Below are 19,400 nucleotides of genomic sequence, written 5' to 3'. Positions count from 1 at the left end.
GCGGACAACCTTCCGTGGCGCTCTAGGCTTTACGCGCTGCCGGGCTAGATGCGGTCAATCGGGCGGGTCGTGAAGAACTCGCGGTATCGCTCATCGTCGACCGGGTCGCCGATAACGGGGCGCATGTCAGAATAATCGACGTCCGCGAGGACGTCGGCCACCGTTTTATAGGTGCACAGGCGTTGAATGTTAGCCCACGTAGCGATTGCCAGGCGAACGAGGCCCGCGCGCCAGCCATCCATGATCAGCTGGGGGCTAAACCAACCCGCGTCGTCCGCTTCCCATGTGGAACCGTCCGGCTCCTGGCCTTCCGGGAGCACGGCGATGAAAAAGAAGGTGTCAAACCATTGATCATGGCCGTAGCCTACCCACCGGCCGCAGGGGCGGAGCATGTCGGAATCCACGCGCATCCCGTGATGCTCTAAGAATTCGGTGAAGGAAACCCGGTGAGATTCCAACGCCTTGCGGTCAGAGTGGAAACGGGAGGCGTCTGAGACTATTCCGTCGTCCCGGATGGTCACGAGCGTGCCGGCCTCTTCGAAGAGCTCCCGGGCAGCGGCGAATACCACAGCGTGCGCCTTGGCCTTGGTTAGTCCCATGTGGCGGGCGCGGGCTATAGCGGAGGTACCCGCCCATAGTTCACCGGAGTCCCAGGTTCTTTCCGGGAAGTCCCTGGGATCCACGCCGCCCCCGGGGAAGACAACGTGGCCGGGAAAATTCTTCATGGTGGAAACGCGTTCTTGCACCCATACCTCAAGGCCCTCTTTGCCATCCCGGATCAGCATCACAGTAGCGGCCATGCGGCCGCCGTTGAATCCGGTGATGTCCACCGATTCATCACCGGATAGGTCCTGCGAAGTCAACAGAAATAATGTCCTTAGGCGTTGGGTCTATGGCTTAGCAAGCGCTCAGGCTTACTGGGCTGTCTCCGCCCTTAGCGTACCCGACGGGCGAAGTAGCGTTCCCCGATTCTATCGACTTGAATATCCTGTTTGAAGGCCCTCGAGAGATTCTCACTGGTCAGCACGGAGTTGATGAGTCCCTTGGCGATGATCTTGCCTTCATCCAAAACCATGGCGTGGGTGAATCCGTACGGGATTTCCTCCACGTGGTGGGTAATCATCACTATCGCCGGAGCGTCAGGATCCAGGGCTAGATCCCCGAGGTAGCCCACAAGATCTTCGCGGCCGCCTAGGTCCATGCCCGCGGATGGCTCATCCAGAATGAGCAGCTCGGGATCGGCCATCAACGCGCGCGCGAGGATGACGCGCTTCTTCTCACCCTCGGATAGCGTCCCCCATGTACGTTTGGCTAGATGGGAAGCCCCAACCTGTTCGAGGATTTCATCGGCACGGCCGAAGTCCATGTCGGCATATTCCTCACGCCAGCGGCCCAAGATGGCATACCCCGCGGAGATGACGAGGTCATCGACGCGTTCGCCATCAGGGATGCGGTGCTGGACCGCGGCAGAGGATATGCCGATGGATGCGCGCAGGTCGCGCATGTCAGTCTTGCCGATACGCTCGCCCATGATGTAGGCGGTGCCCGAGGAGGGGAATTCTTCAGCGGACGCCATGCGCACTAGGGAGGTCTTTCCGGCCCCGTTGGGGCCAATAATGACCCACCTTTCATCCAGCTCCACCTGCCAGTCCACCGGACCTACAAGCGTATTACCGCCGCGGCGAAGCGAGACCCCACGGAAGTCAATGAGGAGGTCCTCATCCACCTCGGGAGTTTCCATCGCGGCGTTATTTGCCGCCGCGGTCGCGCGCTGCGCCGCCTGCTGCTCCGCGTGGTTGGCTGCCGCCCGGGCCGCAGCAATTTGTTCTTGACTAAACATGGGGGAATTCACCACTCCATTGTGACCGATTCTCCCCACGGCCGGTGAAAGTGACACAGGTGGACTACCCTAAAAGTATGATTACACGCCTCGGTATTGATGACGTCCGCCCCCTAGTATCTTCCGGCTCGCTGCCCTCTAAGGCGGTAGTAGGTGAAGTGGTTCCAGTTACCGCGCTGGTCTGGCGGGAAGGCCATGACAAGATAGCGGCTACGTTGAACGTCTGGTCTGCGGCCCATCCTGACAAAGTCGCGTCCATTACCATGGCCCAGGACCCGCATAATGAAGACCGCGTGCACGCCGTGTTTACCCCGGCGACCCAGGGCCGCTGGTATTTCCGCATCGACGCTTGGTCCGATCCCGTAGCCACCTGGCGCAACGCCGTTACCAAGAAGATGGACGTTGGCCAGGACGCCATTGAGTTGGCCAACGATCTTGCCCACGGTGCCGACCTGTTGGCCAAGGCCGCAGCGCAGGCCCCGCGCGAGTACCGCCGCACCCTCCTCAACGCCGGCGCAACGCTAGCGGATAAAACCAAACCGTTGTCCGCGCGCGTAGCGGCGGTAGAAAATGATGAGATCCGCGGGATCCTCGACGAGCACCCCTTGCGCGAGCTGGTTGTGGAAGGCAGCGAGCAGGAGGTCTATGTCGAGCGCCGCGAGGCGTTATTCAACTCCTGGTATGAGCTTTTCCCACGCTCCACCGGCGGCTGGGATGAGGAAGGCAACCCTGTTCATGGAACCTTCGAGACCACCGCCGCGGCCCTGGACCGCGTGGCGGATATGGGCTTCGATACCGTCTACTTCCCTCCTATCCACCCGATTGGTGAGGTCCACCGCAAGGGCAAGAACAATACGCTGGTGGTCGAAGAAGGCGACGTGGGTTCCCCATGGGCGATTCAGGACCACTCCGCAACGCACCCGGAACTGGGCACCATGGAAGACTTCAAGAAGCTGGTTGCCCGCGCGGAGGAGCTGGGGCTAGAGGTGGCGCTGGATCTGGCGCTGCAGGCCTCGCCGGACCACCCCTGGGCGAAGGAGCACCCAGAGTTCTTCACGGTTCTTGCCGACGGCACCATCGCCTACGCTGAGAACCCGCCGAAGAAGTATCAGGACATCTACCCCCTCAACTTCGACCACGCGCCCGAGGCTATCTACCAGGAGATCTACCGAGTAGTCATGATCTGGGTTGAGGCCGGGGTCAAGACATTCCGCGTGGATAACCCGCACACCAAGCCAACCAACTTCTGGAACTGGCTGATCACCAAGGTCCAGTCCACGCACCCGGACGTGATCTTCTTGGCCGAGGCGTTCACCCGCGCCCCGCGCCTATTCGGCCTGGCCAAGGCGGGATTTAGCCAGTCCTATTCTTATTTCACGTGGCAGACCAACAAGTACGACCTGACCGAATTCGCCAAGATGCACGTTGAACAGGCCGATATTTGCCGCCCCAACCTGTTCGTCAACACGCCAGACATCCTGCATGAGTCGCTGCAGACCGGCGGCCGTGCAATGTTTGCTATCCGCGCCGCGCTTGCCGCGACCCTGTCCCCGCTCTGGGGCGTCTACTCCGGGTTCGAGCTCTACGAACACCGCGCCGTGGCCCCCGGTTCCGAGGAGTATCTGGATTCCGAGAAGTACGAGCTGCGCCCGCGCGATTTCCAGGCCGCGGTCAACTCAGGCAATTCCCTCGAGAGCTTCATCAGGCTGCTCAACCATATTCGCCGCGACAACCCCGCCCTCCAGCAGCTGCGTAACCTTCACTTCCACAATGCGGATAACCCCAATATCATGGCCTACTCTAAGGCGGATTCGGTGACCGGCAACGTGGTATTGGTGGTCATCAACCTCGACCCGCGCAACGCGCAAGAGGCCACCGTGACGGTGGATATGGATGCTATAGGCCGCAACCCCGGCGAAGTGTATCCGGTCAAGGACCTCATCACCGGGGCCGCCTACCAGTGGTCTGAGCGTAACTTTGTTCGCCTGGAGCCGCTGCGCGATGTGGCCCACATTTTTGTTCTGCCTTCCGTTGACCAAGACCGCCGCGAGCGGCTGTCGTGGCGCACCGTTGAGGACTACCGGGCCTAGCGCGTTGCGGTGGGGATCCGCCACGTTCCCCGGTAACACGTCTGATCAGAAACTATTTTTTAGGTAGCGTTAAAAGAATGAGCATTCCCGCAGACGATCTTTCTCGTCTTGACCATTGCCGCCACTACAACCCGCATGCCTTCTACGGCCGCCATGATGGGGTGGTGCGTACGCGTCGTCCAGGCGCCGAGAAGGTAGAGCTGGTCACTGCAGAAGGCAGCACCCCGATGAACAATATCGGTCACGATATCTGGGAAGGCGGTATTGCTGACTCCGCGGATGACTACCGCCTGGCCATCACCTACCCTGGCCAAAGCCCACAGACCGTAGCTGACGGCTATTATTTCCTGCCAACCCTGGGGCCATTAGATCTGCACCTCATCTCCGAGGGGCGCCACGAGCGCCTTTGGGACGTGCTTGGGGCGAACCTGAAGACCTACGAAACGGCCCTGGGCACGGTGGAGGGCGTGGCTTTCGCGGTGTGGGCCCCCAACGCTGAAGGCGTTGCCGTAGTAGGTGACTTCTGTGGGTGGAACCCAACCCAATACCCAATGCGATCCCTTGGCTCCACCGGCGTGTGGGAGGTCTTCATTCCGGGCATTGGCGCAGGTGAGAGCTACAAATTCGCCATCGAAACTAAGCGCAACGGCCGTATAGACAAGGCCGACCCGCTGGCCAAGGCGTCCGAGAAGGCCCCATCCACTTCTTCCATCGTCGTCGCCGGCGGCTACGACTGGGGGGACTCCGCATGGATGGCAAACCGCAGCGGTGACCTGAACGTGCCCATGAACATCTACGAGCTCCACGTTGGCTCGTGGAAGCTGGGATCCAACTACAACTCCCTCCGTGAAGAGCTCATCCCATACTTGCTCGAACACGGTTTCACCCACGTGGAACTACTCCCGGTTGCCGAGCACCCATTCGGTGGTTCCTGGGGATACCAGGTCTCCGGTTATTACTCCCCATCCGCACGCTGGGGTTCCCCGGATGACCTGCGCGCGCTGATTGACGCATGCCACCAAGCCGGCATAGGTGTTATCGCGGATTGGGTCCCCGCACACTTCCCTAAGGACGAATGGGCCTTGGGCCGTTTTGACGGCGAACCGCTCTACGAGCACCCTGACCCACGCCGCGGCGAGCAGGCCGACTGGGGCACTTACGTCTTTGACTTCGGGCGCAATGAGGTACGCAACTTCTTGGTGGCCAACGCTTTGTACTGGGCCGAGGAATTCCACATCGACGGACTGCGCGTAGACGCGGTGGCATCCATGCTGTACCTGGATTATTCCCGCGATGAGTGGCTACCCAATATTCATGGCGGCCGCGAGCACCTTGAAGCCGTCCAATTCCTCCAGGAGACTAACGGCACGCTCCACCGAGCCCATCCCGGCGTGCTCACCATCGCCGAGGAATCCACCTCCTGGCCTGGCGTTACGGCGCCCACCCACGAGGGCGGTCTGGGGTTTGACCTGAAATGGAATATGGGCTGGATGAATGACACGCTTGAATACTTCAAGCACGATCCAATTCACCGCTCCTTCCACCACGGATCCCTGACCTTCTCCATGGTCTACGCCTATTCTGAACGCTACGTACTGCCGTTTAGCCATGATGAGGTGGTCCACGGCAAGGGTTCCCTGTGGACCCGCCAACCCGGTGACGATTGGAACAAGGCCGCAGGCCTGCGGGCCCTGTTCGGTTACATGTACTCCCATCCCGGCAAGAACTTGCTCTTCATGGGGCAGGAATTTGGCCAGGTTGGCGAGTGGGCTGAGCACGAGTCGGTTAATTGGTCCGATTTGGAGGGCTGGGGCGGCGAGTGGCACCGCGGTATCAAGCGCCTCGTTCGCGACATCGGAGCCATCTACAAGGACACCCCCGCCCTATGGTCCCAGGATTTTGACCCGGCCGGATTCGAGTGGGTCAAGGACGATGATTCCCAAAACTCGGTGCTCGGTTACGTCCGCTACGGCTCTGATGGATCCGCGCTGCTGGCAGTAATCAACCTGGCCGGTGCCTCCCACACGAACTATCGCCTCCATGTGCCACGCGGTGGCGAATGGGAGATGGTGCTCAATACCGATGACGGTGTTTATGAAGGCGCCGGCAATGACTTGCCACGCCACGTGCATACAGGTGAAGGAAATGCTCTAACTCTGCACCTGCCGGCCATGTCCGTTCAGTGGTACGTCCATCGCGGCTAGGCCCATAGGCCCAGCCTGACCCCAAACCGCTCGGCTCTTCCCCTTCTTTTCGGGAAGAGCCGTTAGTGATAGAAGCGTTTTCCCAATCCATCGCGATAGTTGCCCAGCGCATAACACGACGCATCCAATGCGAAGCCTTTTTCAGTTAAAGCAGACGCATGAGCGTGGCAGAGGTATCTAAAAACCCTTCAGACGGCCGCGTATTAACCAAAGAGATACTATGAGCAAAGCCCAGGCGTTACCGGCGGGTATCAGCTCTCCACCGGCTCACGCAGGGCGGATCACTCTTTCGCGCGGAGGCGGGTATCTCCATGTCACGTGACATGGAGATGAAAACTTGGCTTGGGGAGTCTCTTAAACCGGCCATGCTTGGAGTACTGACCAATAACTGACTAATTACCTCATCCCGCTGCTGGAGCACCACATCAATGACCAGTGCTCCCGGAATTCTTGACCCGGTTTCAGCGGATGCGTAACTGCTTTAACTGCGGTCAACTAGCTCCTGGACGCGCGATTGAATATCATCGCGCAGCGCGTCCATGCGTTGTTCTCCCTCGACGCCGCGCTCTGACGGGTCTATAATCTCCCAGCGAATAAACTCACCCGCGGCGCCCTCCGGCATCTCAAACTCCGCGCCACCTACGGCTACTACGTAGTTGACGCTGCGGACAAGCTGCTCATCAACCGGCTTGGAGCTTCCCTGGCTCATGTCCGCGCCAACCCGCGCCAGGGACGCGGCGGATTCGGGATTCACGGAACGTCCCGCGTTCTCATCGTTTACCTGGACACCCGCAGAGTACACCTTCCATTCCGGCGCGGCCTTCCTGGCCAACGCTTCAGCCATCTGAGACTTTCCGCGGTTCGAGTTGCATAAGAAGATTACGGACTTGGATTCTTTAGACATTGACTGCCTCCTTAAAAGTCTGAGGAAAGAGCCTAGGCCCCGCCCACCGGCACACGTAAACCAGCGCCACAAGGACTGGAACCTCGATGAGTGGGCCGATCGTACCTGCCAGCGCCTGGCCAGAGGTGGCTCCGAAGGTACCGATCGCCACGGCGATGGCGAGCTCGAAGTTATTACCCGCTGCGGTAAACGCCACGGTAGTAGACGTGGCGTAGTCAAACTTCATTAGCCAGGTCACCAACAGCGCCATTGCAAACATGCCGATGAAGTAAACGACGAGCGGAATGGCCACGCGGGCAACAGCGGCCGGTTGAGCCAGGAGCTGCTCCCCCTGCAGGCTAAAGAGCAAGGTGATGGTGAAGAGCAGGCCGCCTAACGCCAGCGGGGACACCGCTGGGATGAACGTGGATTCATACCACTGCCGCCCCTTGGTTGCCTCACCAGCAACGCGTGAGAGGTAACCGGCCAGCAGTGGTATACCAAGATAAACGATGACAGATAGCGCGATGGCCCCGAAGCTAAACTGGGCGCTAGCAGTCTCCAGGCCCAGCCAGCCGGGCAGAATCTGAAGGTAGAACCAGCCGAGGACCGCGAACATGAACACCTGGAAAATCGAGTTGATCGCCACCAGAACCGCCGCGGCCTCACGGTTGCCGCAGGCCAGGTCATTCCACACAAGGACCATGGCGATACACCGAGCTAGGCCCACGATGATAAGCCCGGTGCGCAATTCCGGCAGATCTGGGATGAAGATCCATGCCAGCGCGAACATGAAAGCCGGGCCCAACATCCAATTGAGGACCACGGACACCGTCATCAGTTTCGCATCACCCGCTATGCGCTTGGCCTCCGTGTAGCGAACCTTCGCCAAAGGCGGGTACATCATGACCAGCAGGCCAACGGCAATCGGAATGGACGTTTGCCCAATACTCCAGGATTGGAGCAATTCGTTTACACCAGGCACAAACGTGCCCAGCGCCAGGCCCAAGCCCATTGCTAGAAGTATCCAGACCGGCAGGTAGCGGTCCAGCAGTGAAAGGCGCATGCGTTGAAGCCCCTAGCTTGATATCGACAACTATCGATATCAAGCCTAGCCTATGCGGCGGCGCAGTCAAGCTATACTCAGACCATGCGTCCACCGCTTCAGAGACAATCCCCACCCGCCGCTAAGCCCCAGTGCTGCCCGTTGGCCGATGAAGCGTTGAGTCAGGAAGACTTAAATCACTACGCCCATATCTTCAAGGCGCTGGGGGATCCCAACAGGCTGAGCATCATCTCGCGTATCGCGGCCGACGGCTGCCGCAAGGTTACCGCCGCAGATCTCCAGTGCTTCACGGGCACCAGCCAAGCCACCGTCTCCCACCACCTGGCCAAACTCCAGGAGGCCGGGCTACTCCACGCAGAAAGAGAGGGACGCACGCTGCGTTACAGCGTGGTCCCTGAGGTCTTCGCTCAGCTCCGCACCATACTGGCTATTGGCAGCTTTGGGGAAGGCTAATACAACGCGCTCGCCAACTTGGTGCGCGCGGCCAAGACGCGCGGGTCCCCCGCTTCAAAAAGGCCGAATAGCTCCAATACCCGCTCGCGCAGCACCGTCTTATCGTCACCAGCGGTGCGCTTCATGGCCTCGATCAGGCGGTCAAAAGCCTTATCCGGCGCTCCTGCTACTACCTCTGCATCCGCAGCATCCAACTGTGCCTGCACGTCATCGGGATTGGAATCCGCCAGGGCGATAGGATCCTCGGCGCGCTCGGCGGGGTTTAAGCGCTTGAGCAACATGGTGGTATCGCGTGCCTGCTTGATTTCCTTATTTCCCGGCTCCGCAGCCAAAATTTCCTCGTATGCGGCGATGGCCGCGTCAAAGTCACCAGCATTGAGAGCTTCTTCGGCTACTCCAAGGCGCGGATCTGCCAAGCCCTCTTGGGGCCCTGCCTGAGCCGCGCCGGGGCGCTCCCCCGCCTCCCAGGCCGCCTTGGCCGCCTGCAGCTCCGGGCCCGGGCCGTTGAGCTGCGGCGCGATATTAGAGACTAAAGCCTCGACCCAGGGCTCAAGCGCCTCACGGGGCTGACCGCCCTCGAAGTTGGTAATCGGCTGACCGCCAGCCACCGCGATTGTGGTGGGTAGATTCTTCACGCCAAAAGCTTGCGCAATCTGCGGGCGGGCGTCCGCATCAATGTAGCCCACGATGAAGGAGAAGCTACCCTCCTCGGCTAGCTCCTTGAGGGTGGCCTTAAGCTTTTCGGACATATCGGAACGGGATGTGCCGACCATGGCGATGACGGGAACCTCGGCGGAGCGGCGCACCAAATGGGTTTCGAAGTTCTCATCGGTTACTTCAAAAAACGGAGCCAGGCCCGCGTCCTGGGGCGCACCATTCGCGCCCATCGCGCCACCAGCGGCTCCCTGCGCCGCCTTCTCCGCCTGAGCGCGGGCCTCCGCCCGTGCCTTGACCTCGCCGAGATCTAGTGCGCCTGCTACGTATGGTGCGTTGGGTTTAGTCACGTGAACGTCCTCTACTTCCCTATTTTGTCCCTGGTCTACTTGCTGGTGTCAACCGTGCCGGGTTGACCGTCTACATCTCCGCTAAGGATCCTATTCACCGATTCCACCTTCTGGGTCAGCATGTCGGTGCGCCCCGGACGAATATCGGCCTTAATAACTAACGAGGTGCGAGGGGATACCCTCTCTACCGCCGCAGTGGCCTCTTTTATAACCGCGAAAACTTCGTCCCAATCACCCTCAATCAGAGTGAACATGGCGTTCGTCTCGTTGGGAAGCCCGGAGGCCCTGACCACCCGGACCGCTTCGGCGACCGCCTCGGCCATTTCTGCGGTGGGATTATCAACGGCGGCGGGTGCTACTGAAAACGCAACAATCATGGCGGCCATTCTACCGCCATATCTTTAACGGCGTTCCCAACAATTCCTATGCCAGTGCCGCCTATCATCCGCGCGGCCACCAGTATCCCGCGGCCAAGCCACTATATGGGCCATGCCGGGCGGAATGTTTTGGTTGCATCCCGGGCACACATAATACTTGCGGGCCGCGTTGGACCCGATGTGCCGCATTACGTACGGCTCGCCCATCGACCACCGCGGGCCTTCTACGGTAGCGGACCCCAGAAACGCGGCACCGTCACGGGGCAAGGCGCGCGCAGGCGTGACGGCCCTACGGTTCTTGCGCCCCACTAGAACAGGCGGAGCTCGTTGGACTCAATGCCGCGAAGCTCATCGTAGTCGAGGACAACGCAACGAATGCCTCGGTCTTCGGCGAGGGTGCGGGCCTGCGGCTTGATTTCCTGGGCGGCGAACACTCCCGCAACCGGCGCGATGAGCTTGTCCCGGTTGAGCTGATCGAGGTAACGGGTTAACTGCTCTACGCCGGCGATCTCCCCGCGGCGCTTGACCTCCACCGCGACGTATTTTTTATCCGCGTCCTGGGCCATGATGTCCACAGGGCCGATGGGTGTGGCGTATTCGCGCCGAACCAGGGTGTAATCAGGCCCCAGGGTCGTGATGTGCTCAGCCAAGAGCTCTTGCAGGTGTGCCTCCACGCCATCTTTCTGCAGCCCGGGATCCACCCCCAAGTCGAAGGAAATATCCTCGTAGATTTTCGAAACGGTGATTCGGAGTTGCTCGCCCTTTGGGTTTTCCACCAACCACAGCTGCTCCCCGGTGTCCTCACCGTCAATATCGGTAATGGACTCCTCCACAAGGGTGCACGGTGGGGTCATCCAATTCAGCGGTTTGTAGGCGCGATCATCCGCGTGAACGGATACGGATCCGTCAGCTTTTACTAATAGCAGGCGGTCCGCGGCCGGAAGGTGGGCATCCAAACGACCTACATAATCAACTGAACAATGGGCGAGGACTAAACGCATGCCCTCTACCCTATCGCGAGCGAGCGCCGAGTCCTACTCGAGCCCGCATCGTGTGCTTGGCGCCCAGCTTTTACCCGACGTAGCGCCTATCGATCGTAGGATGTGGGCCAATTTGCACCGTAATCACCCTCGGCATTCCTGCGGCTGGCCTTGTCCTTGCGCTCTGCGCGCTCGCGCAGCCGACGGTAATCTACCCGCTCCATGCGTTTGGATGGCGCGGACTCTATCCATGCCATGAAGGCCATCTCTCCGTGGAGGTCAAAGGCAATCTCATATTCCTTAGCCCCCACCTTGACGTGGACCGCCCTCATGTCGGTGGAGATGAAGCTGGCCTCATCGTCGGAGACGGTGCGGTGACCCACGACTTCAATGTCGAGGCGATTGAGGCGCAGATCGTAGCCCGGGGCAAGCGAACGCAGCTTAAAGTATTCAGCATGGTCCCCCGCGTAGCGAATGACGCCATGCCTCCAGCCGTGAATCCCCTTCGCCGGCAAGTGGCGCAGCAGTACCGAGGCCCCGCGGGAACGCAGCGTGAAAAAGCGCGTCGCGGCGAGGAGTACTACGCCAACCAGAACGAACAGCACTGACCAGGTCACGAGGCTGAGCAGAGTTCCATTCACAGTGCGTCCCTTTCAGCGAAAAAGTATTCACAGGATGACATGAAGTATTTTTCAAAGAGTCTAACGATTGTTCACCCGATACGCTAGGAATTCGCGCCCCCAGCCCCGCCAATAGTCAACAATCACACAGCGGGCGGTTGTGTGATCTGAGCTCTGGGGACCACGGCCCAGAATTTTGGGTACGCGAAAGCCCCACCAGCTCCCTAACGGAAGCGGTGGGGCTTTAAGTCGATGCGAGAATGGAAGGGCGCAACTGCTACCCCTTCATCCCTACGTGTCCTAGCTTTCCCGGGAGCGACGCAGGGCACGCAGGCCCGCCTCGCCACGTGAAGCGGTCAACTCGTTATCAGACTCAGAATCGCTCTGCGCCTGGGACTCGTTGATCTCATCGGCCCAAACGGCCCAATCAGCGAGAACGGTCACCTTATCAGCGGACACGGAGAGGAAACCGCCCTGAACGGCAGCGACACGGCGGTTGCCGTCCACTGGGCGGAAGGTCACAACGCCGTTCTCGGCCAACTGGCCGATCATTGGCTCGTGACCAGGAAGCACGCCGATCTCACCCTCGGTGGTCTCTGCGGTAACGATGGTGGCCTTACCGGACCACAGCAAGCGCTCAACAGCGACCAGTTCCACGGTGATGTCAGCCATGTGTTACTCCCTACTTCTCGGTGATCTTCTTGTAGGCTGCTTCGACATCGTCCAAGCCACCCAGGCCGTTGAAGGCCTGCTCTGGGTAGTGATCGAACTCGCCGTCGCAGATCTTCTCGAACGCGTCGATGGTCTCGGACAGCGGCACGTAAGAACCTGGGATGCCGGTGAACTTCTCTGCAACGAAGAAGTTCTGGCCCAAGAAGCGCTCGAGGCGACGCGCGCGCTGAACGGTGATCTTGTCCTCTTCAGACAGCTCGTCCATACCGAGGATGGCGATGATGTCCTGGAGTTCCTTGTTCTTCTGCAGAATGCCGATAACGCGCTGAGCTACGGCGTAGTGGCGCTCACCAACGATACCCGGCTCGAGAATACGAGAGGTCGAGGTCAGGGGGTTCACTGCTGGGTAGATACCCTTGGAAGCGATGCCACGGTCAAGCTCGGTGGTTGCATCCAGGTGAGCGAACGTGGTTGCTGGAGCCGGGTCCGTGTAGTCATCCGCAGGAACGTAAACGGCCTGCAGAGAGGTAATGGACTTACCCTTGGTAGAGGTAATGCGCTCCTGCAAAACACCCATCTCGTCAGCCAGGGTTGGCTGGTAACCCACTGCGGAAGGCATACGGCCGAGCAGCGTGGAAACCTCAGAACCAGCCTGGGTGAAACGGAAGATGTTATCGATGAACAGCAGCACGTCCTGGTTCTGAACATCGCGGAAGTACTCCGCCATGGTCAGGCCGGACAGAGCCACACGCATACGGACTCCTGGCGGCTCATCCATCTGGCCGAACACGAGGGCGGTGTCCTGAAGAACGCCCATTTCCTCCATTTCGAGGTGGAGGTCGGTACCCTCACGGGTACGCTCACCAACACCCGCGAACACGGAAGTACCGGAGAACTCGCGCGCGATACGGGTAATCATCTCCTGGATAAGAACGGTCTTACCCACGCCCGCACCACCGAACAGGCCGATCTTGCCGCCCTTAACGTAAGGGGTCAGCAGGTCGATGACCTTGATGCCGGTCTCCAGAATCTCGGTCTTGCCCTCGAGCTGGTCGAATGCTGGTGGCTCGCGGTGGATGCCCCACTGCTCGCCGTCGCGGCCAAGGCCCGGCTCGTCGAGGCAGTCGCCAAGGGCGTTGAATACGTGGCCCTTAACAACGTCACCGACTGGTACGGAAATTGGCTTGCCAGTGTCGGTTACCGCAGCGCCACGGACGAGGCCGTCGGTAGGCGCCATGGAAACGGCACGAACGAGGTTGTCACCGAGGTGCTGAGCAACCTCAAGGGTGATGGTCTTTGCAACTGCCTCGAGGGTTACCTCGACAGTCAATGCGTTGTACAGTGCCGGCAGCCCGCCACGTGGAAATTCCACGTCGACGACCGGACCGATGACACGCACCACACGGCCGGCGACAGCCGACTGTGTGTTCTGCTCTTCTTGCAGAGCTGTAGTCATAATCTAGTCACTTTCTGCGCTTTCGGCGAGCGCACCAGCGCCACCGACGATCTCTGTAATTTCCTGGGTAATCTGCGCCTGACGAGCCTGGTTAGCCACGCGGGACAGGTCCTTGACCAGTTCCGTAGCGTTGTCAGTAGCAGACTTCATAGCGGTACGGCGTGCGGCGGACTCGGAAGCGGAAGCCTCCAAGAACATGGCGTACAGGGTGCGAGATACGTACTTAGGAAGCAGGGCTTCCATCAGGGTATCCGCGTCCGGCTCGAACTCTACGTCCGGGCCAATCTCTGCGTCCTCGGCGGTCTCCGTGGCGGAGCCGCCCAGGTGCATCTCGCGTTCCTGCACTACCGGCACGACCGGCAGCAGCTGCTGTGCACGCGCGGTCTGGGTCAGCATGGACTCAAACTCGGTGTACACAACGTGCACTACATCGAAGCCGCGGACGCCATTGCCCTCGCCCTCGGTGTGGAGGCCATCGCGGCCCTTAGTGGTGCCGTTAGAACCCGCCACGAAGCCATCGATGAGATGGCGGCGCACGTCATGGGTTGCCTCCCAGGATGGATCCTGAGAGAAACCGGTCCAGCTGCCAGCGACATCGGCTTCGCGGAACTTGTAGAAGCCAACGCCCTTGCCACCAGTGACGTAGCGGACGATCTCGTAACCCTCGCTCTTGAGGAGAGCCTCGAGCTCAGCCGCCTTCTTGAAGACGTTGTTGTTGTAGCCGCCACACATGCCGCGGTCAGAGGTGACCACGAGAACGGCAGCTACCTTAGCGTCTTCACGGACACGCAGCATCGGGTGATCCAGCGAGCTGGCCGCCGCGAGACGGTTCATGACGTTAGTCATTTCGTTCGCATACGGCAGCGACGCCTCTACCCTGGCCTGAGCCTTGGTAATGCGCGAGGTCGCAATGAGCTCCTGTGCCTTGGTGATCTTCTTAGTCGAGTTCACGGACCTGATACGGTCACGCAATTCGCGAAGATTTGCCATGGATTTGCTCCTCCCTTCTTTCTTCTAAACGGTTCGTCTTAAGAGTCTTTATTAAGGCTCTATTTACTTAGCCGTCTTGCGGGAGACGCTGAGCTCGGTCTTCTTAACCTCGTTCGCATCCAATGGGTCAACCGGCGCTTCAGTGCCTAGGTTGTGGCCTTCAGTGGTGCGAAAGGTTGGGGTGAAGTCCTCTGCCGCAGCAACCAGAGCCTGCTGAGACTCTTCGCTCAGAGCCTGGCCGCCGGCAATCTGCTCGAATACCTGAGGAGTGTTCTGATTCAGGTACTCGTGCAGTTCGGCCTCGAAGCGGCGAACGTCCTCGACGGGAACGACGTCGAATACGCCCTTGTCGGCGAGGAAGATGGAAACCATCTGGAACTCAACCGGCTGTGGGGAGGACTCTGCCTGCTTCAGCAGCTCGACGAGGCGCTGGCCGCGCTCGAGCTGTGCCTTGGACGCGGAGTCCAGGTCAGAAGCGAAGGCAGCGAATGCCTCGAGGTCACGGAAGGCAGCCAGGTCAAGACGCAGGTTACCGGCAACCTTCTTCATGCCCTTGGTCTGTGCGGCGCCGCCAACACGGGACACGGAAACACCGACGTTAATCGCCGGACGGACGCCCTGGTTGAACAGGTCGGACTCCAGGAAGACCTGGCCGTCGGTAATGGAAATAACGTTGGTAGGAATGAACGCGGAAACGTCATTCGCCTTGGTCTCGATGATTGGCAGTGCAGTCATGGAACCGGCACCCATGTCATCGGAGAGCTTTGCAGCACGCTCCAGCAGACGGGAGTGCAGGTAGAAGACGTCACCTGGGTATGCCTCGCGGCCCGGTGGGCGGCGCAGAAGCAGGGAGATCGCACGGTAGGCCTCGGCCTGCTTGGTGAGATCATCGTAAATGATCAGGACGTGGTTGCCCTGGTACATCCAGTGCTGGCCCAGAGCCGCGCCGGAGAATGGTGCAAGCCACTTGAAGCCGGCGGAATCAGACGCTGGTGCCGCCACGATGGTGGTGTACTCCAGTGCGCCGTGCTCTTCCAGAGTCTGGCGAACGCCAGCAATGGTGGAACCCTTCTGGCCAATGGCTACGTAGATGCAACGCAGCTGCTTGGACTTGTCGCCGGATTCCCAGTTAGCCTTCTGGTTAAGAATGGTGTCAATACAAACGGCGGTCTTACCGGTCTTACGGTCACCAATGATCAACTGACGCTGACCACGACCAATTGGGGTCATCGCGTCAATAGCCTTGATGCCGGTCTGCATTGGCTCTTCCACTGGCTGGCGCTGCAGAACGGAAGGTGCCTGCAGCTCGAGGACGCGGTCCTCTTCCTTTGCAATAGGGCCCAGGCCGTCAATCGGCTGACCCAGTGGGTTAATTACGCGGCCGAGGAATTCCTCGCCCACAGGGATGGAGAGAACCTCGCCGGTCCTCTTTACCTCGTCGCCCTCAGTAAGGGTCTCGAAGTTGCCCAGGACCACGACACCGATGGAGTTGGTGTCAAGGTTCTGTGCGACGCCAATAACGCCGCCTGGGAACTCGAGAAGCTCATTCGCCATCACGGACGGCAGGCCAGAAACCTGCGCAATACCGTCAGCTGCCGAAATGACCACGCCGACCTCCTCACGGGAGGCCTCCGCGGAGTAGCTCGAGGTGTAGTTCGCAATCGCGCTACGGATCTCGTCGGAGGAGATCGTCAGCTCCGCCATGTTGTTCCTGCTCTCGGTAGTATCTTCCAGCAATTCTTGTTCAATCTGTCGTAGTCGTTAATAAAAGTCAACGGACTCTCGGAGACTTACTTCATAGCGGTTCGCAGGCGAGCAATCTTGCCCGCGGTAGAACCATCAATGACTTCGTCGCCGACGCGTATGGTCATACCACCGAGGAGGCTGGTGTCAACCTCAGAGTGGATGGACATCGCACGACCATAAATTTTGCCCAGCTTCTCGGCGAGTACTGCCTGCTGGCCTTCGTTCAGTTCACCCGCAGAGACAACGTGTGCCACGGTACGGCCCTGCAGCTCGGCTGCCTTGGAGGCAAGAGCGGCAGTGTCATCAATTGGGTTGTGCTCTGGGCGGCCAATGACCTGGAGCGCTAGCGCCTCGGTAAACATAGTGACCTTGCCGTACAGAACATTTGCCAGCAACCCACGCTTGCGCGCGGACGTTGCAGTGCGGTCGGAAAGCAGCTGGGTAAGCTCGCCCTCGCGGTCCAGGATGCGGGACAGACGGAAAAGTTCATCCTCAACCTGTCCAAGCTGACCCTGAGACTCAGCGCCGCGCAGCAGTGCGCGGCGGCCGAGAGCAACCAGACCGTTTACCAAGTCGCGGCCGGAGGACCAATTAGAGGCAACGGCATCCTCAACAACCTTCAAGGTGGTTGGGTTGACCTTTTCGCCAATCAACTGGCTAACCAGGGACTTGCGTGCGGACTCTGGAGCAGCAGAATCGGATACGGCGACGCGCAACTCGCGGTCGCTGTCAAGGACGTCTGCAATCTCGAACAGATCCATACCGGTCTCTGCTGCAATCGCTACTGCGCCTGCCTCTGCCAGGACCTGATCCAGGCTAGATTCTGCGTTAGCGAGTGCTTCGCGGCTAGCTGCCTTCATGAGTGCCTACTTTCCGGCCGGTGCCACATTGTCGAGCTCGGACAGGAAGTTATCAATGGTGGAAGACTGCTTGGTGGCGTCGGAAAGTTCGCCGCCGAGGAGCTTCTCAGCCAGGTTGATGGAGTTCTGTCCGATATCGGAACGCAGCTCAGAGACGACCTGGGCACGGGAAGCTTCCAGCTGCTTCTCGCCAGCGGCGACAATACGGCGGGACTCTTCCTCAGCGTTAGCCTTAGCCTCGGCCTCAATCTGCTTGCCGCGCTCACGCGCAGCCTCGCGGATCTCCGCGGCCTCAGTACGAGCGTCTGCAAGCTGAGCATTGTACTTCTCGAGTGCGGCCTTTGCTTCGGCCTGCTGGGCCTCAGCGCGCTTGATGCCGCCCTCAATCCGGTCTTCACGCTCCTGCAGTAGTTCCTGGAACTTCGGAATAACGAACTTGCCGAAGACGAACAGAATTACGAGAAACGGAATGAGAGACCAGACGATGTCATATGCCTTGGGCAGAAGGATGGAGTTTCCGCCTTCGAGTGGCAGAGTCTCCCCTCCTTCTGCAGCAAGGTAGTAAAGGACGTTGTTCATGAGTCTCCAGTCTAAAAAGGGTGGTTAGTTATTTAACGCGCGCTTTTAGAACAGGAAGCCTGCAACCAGGCCGATGAGAGCGAGTGCCTCAACGAATGCGATACCCAGGAACATGGTGGTACGGAGCTGGCCGGCCATCTCAGGCTGACGTGCCATGCCCTCAACGGTCTTGCCGACGAGGATGCCGATGCCCAGGCCTGGGCCGATGGTAGCGATGCCGTAGCCGATGGTGCCGAGGCCAGTGATGGTGGACTCTGCAGCCTGAGCCAGGATGATCTCGTTCATGTGAAAGTCGTTCCCTTTCGAATGTTTCCGCCGGCGCCTTGCCAGCGGAGGCGGTGTTGGTTTGATATGGGGTTATTAAATTAGCAACGCGGTCCGTGCTGTCTAGTGCGAATCTGCATGGAGTGACAGTTCGATGTACACCGCCGTCAGCAGGGCAAAGATGTATGCCTGCAGGAAGATGATGATGCACTCGTAAACCGTGAACAGAATCGCTGCGAACGCGGTCACGCCAGCCATTGCGGTCCAACCGTTGAGCTGCCAGAAGAAGAAGTTGGTAGCCGAGTAAAGGAGGACCAAAATGATGTGGCCTGCAAGGAAGTTCGCCATCAGACGAAGAGCCAGGGTGACTGGGCGCAGAATGAAGGTTGAGAAGAACTCAATCGGTACAACCAGCAGGTGCAGAGCCGGCGGCAGATTAGGAATCACTACCGAAGACTTCACGAACTTGCCGAAGCCGTAGCGCTTGGAACCCGCGTAGATCATAACGATGTACGCGAAGATTGCCAGCACGATTGGCATACCGATACGCGCGTTTGGAGAGATGTTCAGCAAAGGAATGATCGTGGCGACATTCATGAACAAAATGGTGAAGAAGATGGTCGCGATAACCGGAAGGAAACGGCGCCCCTCCTTCTTGCCAAGAATGTCTTCAGCGATGTGGATGCGAACAAAATCCAACGCGTATTCTGCGACGTTCTGAAGACCTTTAGGAATCAGCTTCGGATTCCTAAAAGCGACAACAAAAAGGATTACCAATACTGCCGCCATGAGCAGGCGGACGAGCATCAGGCGATCCAGTGCGAACCAACCGCCCAACACGTCGTTGAGCAGAATGTCGCCGTAGTATTGCCCCGGGAAAAATTCTGGATCCAGTTCGGGTGCGTGGAAGCTACCCTTCATGGCCAATGTTGTAACGCTCAGCGTTCTCTCCCGTGTTCGGGCCGTATGAGTGTCGAATTCATACGGTGCGATGGACGTCTCAAACTCTCTGACACAACTACGGACTCCGTCGCACATCAGCGAAGTTGTGACAGGGATTCACCGCAACGGATGCGTAAAGACACTCCAGAATGGAGGGTCCACAAGCTCCGCGGTAACCCGCAGGAAATACTATCAGGTAAAAGGCATTATTTCGCCCCCGCTGCCGATGGATACTTTGCACCCCTTCGCCCCACCACGGAAATTTGCCCCAAAAAGCCCGCGCACCTGCGCAATGCCGGTAAGTAAGGTTGGTCACACCGGGTTAATTCCACCCTTGACGGGGGTAGAGAAAAAGGCCCACCGCACGCCCGTGA

Annotated in this window: 20 protein-coding genes; 3 read left to right on the top strand and 17 right to left on the bottom strand. The window is 59.4% G+C overall.

All coding sequences use genetic code 11. The annotated features are described in order from the left end of the window. Positions 1-44 precede the first annotated feature (44 nt). The gene (locus CENDO_RS04785; protein ID WP_246014390.1) at positions 45-863 is read right to left on the bottom strand and encodes an NUDIX hydrolase; all 819 of its coding nucleotides are present in this window, start codon (positions 861-863) and stop codon (positions 45-47) included. A 71-nt stretch (positions 864-934) separates the two neighbouring features. Continuing rightward, complete coding sequence (locus CENDO_RS04780; RefSeq protein WP_136142147.1) at positions 935-1,741, bottom strand: ABC transporter ATP-binding protein; 807 nt, start codon at positions 1,739-1,741, stop codon at positions 935-937. Between the two features lie 176 nt (positions 1,742-1,917). Between CENDO_RS04780 and CENDO_RS04775 the strand changes: the two genes are divergently transcribed. Both CENDO_RS04775 and glgB read left to right on the top strand, forming a co-directional pair. Next, positions 1,918-3,930 (top strand): maltotransferase domain-containing protein, encoded by a 2,013-nt coding sequence (locus tag CENDO_RS04775; RefSeq protein ID WP_136141024.1) that lies wholly within the window; start codon positions 1,918-1,920, stop codon positions 3,928-3,930. 77 nt (positions 3,931-4,007) lie between these two features. After that, a complete protein-coding gene (gene glgB, locus CENDO_RS04770; protein ID WP_136141023.1) occupies positions 4,008-6,134 on the top strand; it encodes a 1,4-alpha-glucan branching protein GlgB in 2,127 nt (708 codons plus the stop codon). Positions 6,135-6,615: 481 nt separating this feature from the next. On the opposite strand, the gene CENDO_RS04765 is transcribed toward glgB, so the two are convergent. Then, the gene (locus CENDO_RS04765) at positions 6,616-7,038 is read right to left on the bottom strand and encodes an arsenate-mycothiol transferase ArsC (RefSeq protein ID WP_136141022.1); all 423 of its coding nucleotides are present in this window, start codon (positions 7,036-7,038) and stop codon (positions 6,616-6,618) included. Beyond that, the gene (gene arsB / locus CENDO_RS04760) at positions 7,031-8,083 is read right to left on the bottom strand and encodes an ACR3 family arsenite efflux transporter (protein ID WP_136141021.1); all 1,053 of its coding nucleotides are present in this window, start codon (positions 8,081-8,083) and stop codon (positions 7,031-7,033) included. Before arsB ends, CENDO_RS04765 begins: the two co-directional genes overlap by 8 nt. 84 nt (positions 8,084-8,167) lie before the next feature. Between arsB and CENDO_RS04755 the strand changes: the two genes are divergently transcribed. Beyond that, positions 8,168-8,536 (top strand): ArsR/SmtB family transcription factor, encoded by a 369-nt coding sequence (locus CENDO_RS04755; RefSeq protein ID WP_136141020.1) that lies wholly within the window; start codon positions 8,168-8,170, stop codon positions 8,534-8,536. On the opposite strand, the gene CENDO_RS04750 is transcribed toward CENDO_RS04755, so the two are convergent. The 13 genes from CENDO_RS04750 to atpB all read right to left on the bottom strand — a co-directional run bounded on the left by CENDO_RS04750 (position 8,533) and on the right by atpB (position 19,005). Then, the gene (locus CENDO_RS04750; protein ID WP_136141019.1) at positions 8,533-9,540 is read right to left on the bottom strand and encodes a tetratricopeptide repeat protein; all 1,008 of its coding nucleotides are present in this window, start codon (positions 9,538-9,540) and stop codon (positions 8,533-8,535) included. The two genes, CENDO_RS04755 and CENDO_RS04750, sit on opposite strands and share 4 nt — an antisense overlap. Before the next feature lie 35 nt (positions 9,541-9,575). After that, complete coding sequence (locus CENDO_RS04745) at positions 9,576-9,917, bottom strand: thiamine-binding protein (protein WP_136141018.1); 342 nt, start codon at positions 9,915-9,917, stop codon at positions 9,576-9,578. Between the two features lie 24 nt (positions 9,918-9,941). Then, positions 9,942-10,226, bottom strand: a complete 285-nt coding sequence (locus tag CENDO_RS11285; RefSeq protein WP_136141017.1) for a hypothetical protein — start codon at positions 10,224-10,226, stop codon at positions 9,942-9,944. Then, positions 10,226-10,918 carry an endonuclease NucS gene (nucS, locus tag CENDO_RS04735; RefSeq protein WP_136141016.1) on the bottom strand — a complete coding sequence of 231 codons (693 nt, stop codon included), beginning with the start codon at positions 10,916-10,918 and terminating at the stop codon, positions 10,226-10,228. The genes CENDO_RS11285 and nucS overlap by 1 nt, the downstream gene beginning before the upstream one ends. An 86-nt stretch (positions 10,919-11,004) precedes the next feature. Then, positions 11,005-11,538 (bottom strand): DUF2550 domain-containing protein, encoded by a 534-nt coding sequence (locus CENDO_RS04730; protein WP_136141015.1) that lies wholly within the window; start codon positions 11,536-11,538, stop codon positions 11,005-11,007. A 279-nt stretch (positions 11,539-11,817) separates the two neighbouring features. Further along, the gene (locus CENDO_RS04725; protein WP_136141014.1) at positions 11,818-12,189 is read right to left on the bottom strand and encodes a F0F1 ATP synthase subunit epsilon; all 372 of its coding nucleotides are present in this window, start codon (positions 12,187-12,189) and stop codon (positions 11,818-11,820) included. A 10-nt stretch (positions 12,190-12,199) separates the two neighbouring features. Continuing rightward, positions 12,200-13,645 carry a F0F1 ATP synthase subunit beta gene (gene atpD, locus CENDO_RS04720; protein WP_136141013.1) on the bottom strand — a complete coding sequence of 482 codons (1,446 nt, stop codon included), beginning with the start codon at positions 13,643-13,645 and terminating at the stop codon, positions 12,200-12,202. Between the two features lie 3 nt (positions 13,646-13,648). Further along, complete coding sequence (locus tag CENDO_RS04715; RefSeq protein ID WP_136141012.1) at positions 13,649-14,635, bottom strand: F0F1 ATP synthase subunit gamma; 987 nt, start codon at positions 14,633-14,635, stop codon at positions 13,649-13,651. A 63-nt stretch (positions 14,636-14,698) separates the two neighbouring features. Continuing rightward, positions 14,699-16,339, bottom strand: a complete 1,641-nt coding sequence (gene atpA, locus CENDO_RS04710; RefSeq protein ID WP_136141011.1) for a F0F1 ATP synthase subunit alpha — start codon at positions 16,337-16,339, stop codon at positions 14,699-14,701. A gap of 86 nt (positions 16,340-16,425) precedes the next feature. After that, entirely contained in the window at positions 16,426-17,241 is an 816-nt protein-coding gene (locus CENDO_RS04705; protein ID WP_136141010.1) for a F0F1 ATP synthase subunit delta, read from the bottom strand. A gap of 6 nt (positions 17,242-17,247) precedes the next feature. Further along, positions 17,248-17,820: a F0F1 ATP synthase subunit B gene (locus CENDO_RS04700; protein WP_136141009.1), complete on the bottom strand. Its 573-nt coding sequence runs from the start codon at positions 17,818-17,820 to the stop codon at positions 17,248-17,250. A gap of 45 nt (positions 17,821-17,865) precedes the next feature. After that, entirely contained in the window at positions 17,866-18,105 is a 240-nt protein-coding gene (locus CENDO_RS04695) for an ATP synthase F0 subunit C (RefSeq protein ID WP_136141008.1), read from the bottom strand. Positions 18,106-18,207: 102 nt separating this feature from the next. Then, positions 18,208-19,005: a F0F1 ATP synthase subunit A gene (gene atpB / locus CENDO_RS04690; protein WP_136141007.1), complete on the bottom strand. Its 798-nt coding sequence runs from the start codon at positions 19,003-19,005 to the stop codon at positions 18,208-18,210. Positions 19,006-19,400 lie beyond the last annotated feature (395 nt).

The sequence above is a fragment of the Corynebacterium endometrii genome, assembly GCF_004795735.1.
GTDB lineage: Bacteria > Actinomycetota > Actinomycetes > Mycobacteriales > Mycobacteriaceae > Corynebacterium > Corynebacterium endometrii.
The sequence above is the reverse complement of the archived record's forward strand: the minus strand, read 5'-3'. Positions and strand labels throughout refer to the sequence as shown.

Bases quoted from the DNA above. Each gene is read 5' to 3' on its own strand.
- CENDO_RS04745 (WP_136141018.1), bottom strand. From the start codon at position 9,917: ATGATTGTTGCGTTTTCAGTAGCACCCGCCGCCGTTGATAATCCCACC.
- CENDO_RS04705 (WP_136141010.1), bottom strand. From the start codon at position 17,241: ATGAAGGCAGCTAGCCGCGAAGCACTCGCTAACGCAGAATCTAGCCTG.
- atpD (WP_136141013.1), bottom strand. From the start codon at position 13,645: ATGACTACAGCTCTGCAAGAAGAGCAGAACACACAGTCGGCTGTCGCC.
- CENDO_RS04755 (WP_136141020.1), top strand. From the start codon at position 8,168: ATGCGTCCACCGCTTCAGAGACAATCCCCACCCGCCGCTAAGCCCCAG.
- arsB (WP_136141021.1), bottom strand. From the start codon at position 8,083: ATGCGCCTTTCACTGCTGGACCGCTACCTGCCGGTCTGGATACTTCTA.
- CENDO_RS04715 (WP_136141012.1), bottom strand. From the start codon at position 14,635: ATGGCAAATCTTCGCGAATTGCGTGACCGTATCAGGTCCGTGAACTCG.
- glgB (WP_136141023.1), top strand. From the start codon at position 4,008: ATGAGCATTCCCGCAGACGATCTTTCTCGTCTTGACCATTGCCGCCAC.
- atpB (WP_136141007.1), bottom strand. From the start codon at position 19,005: ATGAAGGGTAGCTTCCACGCACCCGAACTGGATCCAGAATTTTTCCCG.
- CENDO_RS04725 (WP_136141014.1), bottom strand. From the start codon at position 12,189: ATGGCTGACATCACCGTGGAACTGGTCGCTGTTGAGCGCTTGCTGTGG.
- nucS (WP_136141016.1), bottom strand. From the start codon at position 10,918: ATGCGTTTAGTCCTCGCCCATTGTTCAGTTGATTATGTAGGTCGTTTG.
- CENDO_RS04765 (WP_136141022.1), bottom strand. From the start codon at position 7,038: ATGTCTAAAGAATCCAAGTCCGTAATCTTCTTATGCAACTCGAACCGC.
- atpA (WP_136141011.1), bottom strand. From the start codon at position 16,339: ATGGCGGAGCTGACGATCTCCTCCGACGAGATCCGTAGCGCGATTGCG.
- CENDO_RS04700 (WP_136141009.1), bottom strand. From the start codon at position 17,820: ATGAACAACGTCCTTTACTACCTTGCTGCAGAAGGAGGGGAGACTCTG.
- CENDO_RS04695 (WP_136141008.1), bottom strand. From the start codon at position 18,105: ATGAACGAGATCATCCTGGCTCAGGCTGCAGAGTCCACCATCACTGGC.
- CENDO_RS04780 (WP_136142147.1), bottom strand. From the start codon at position 1,741: ATGGAAACTCCCGAGGTGGATGAGGACCTCCTCATTGACTTCCGTGGG.
- CENDO_RS04775 (WP_136141024.1), top strand. From the start codon at position 1,918: ATGATTACACGCCTCGGTATTGATGACGTCCGCCCCCTAGTATCTTCC.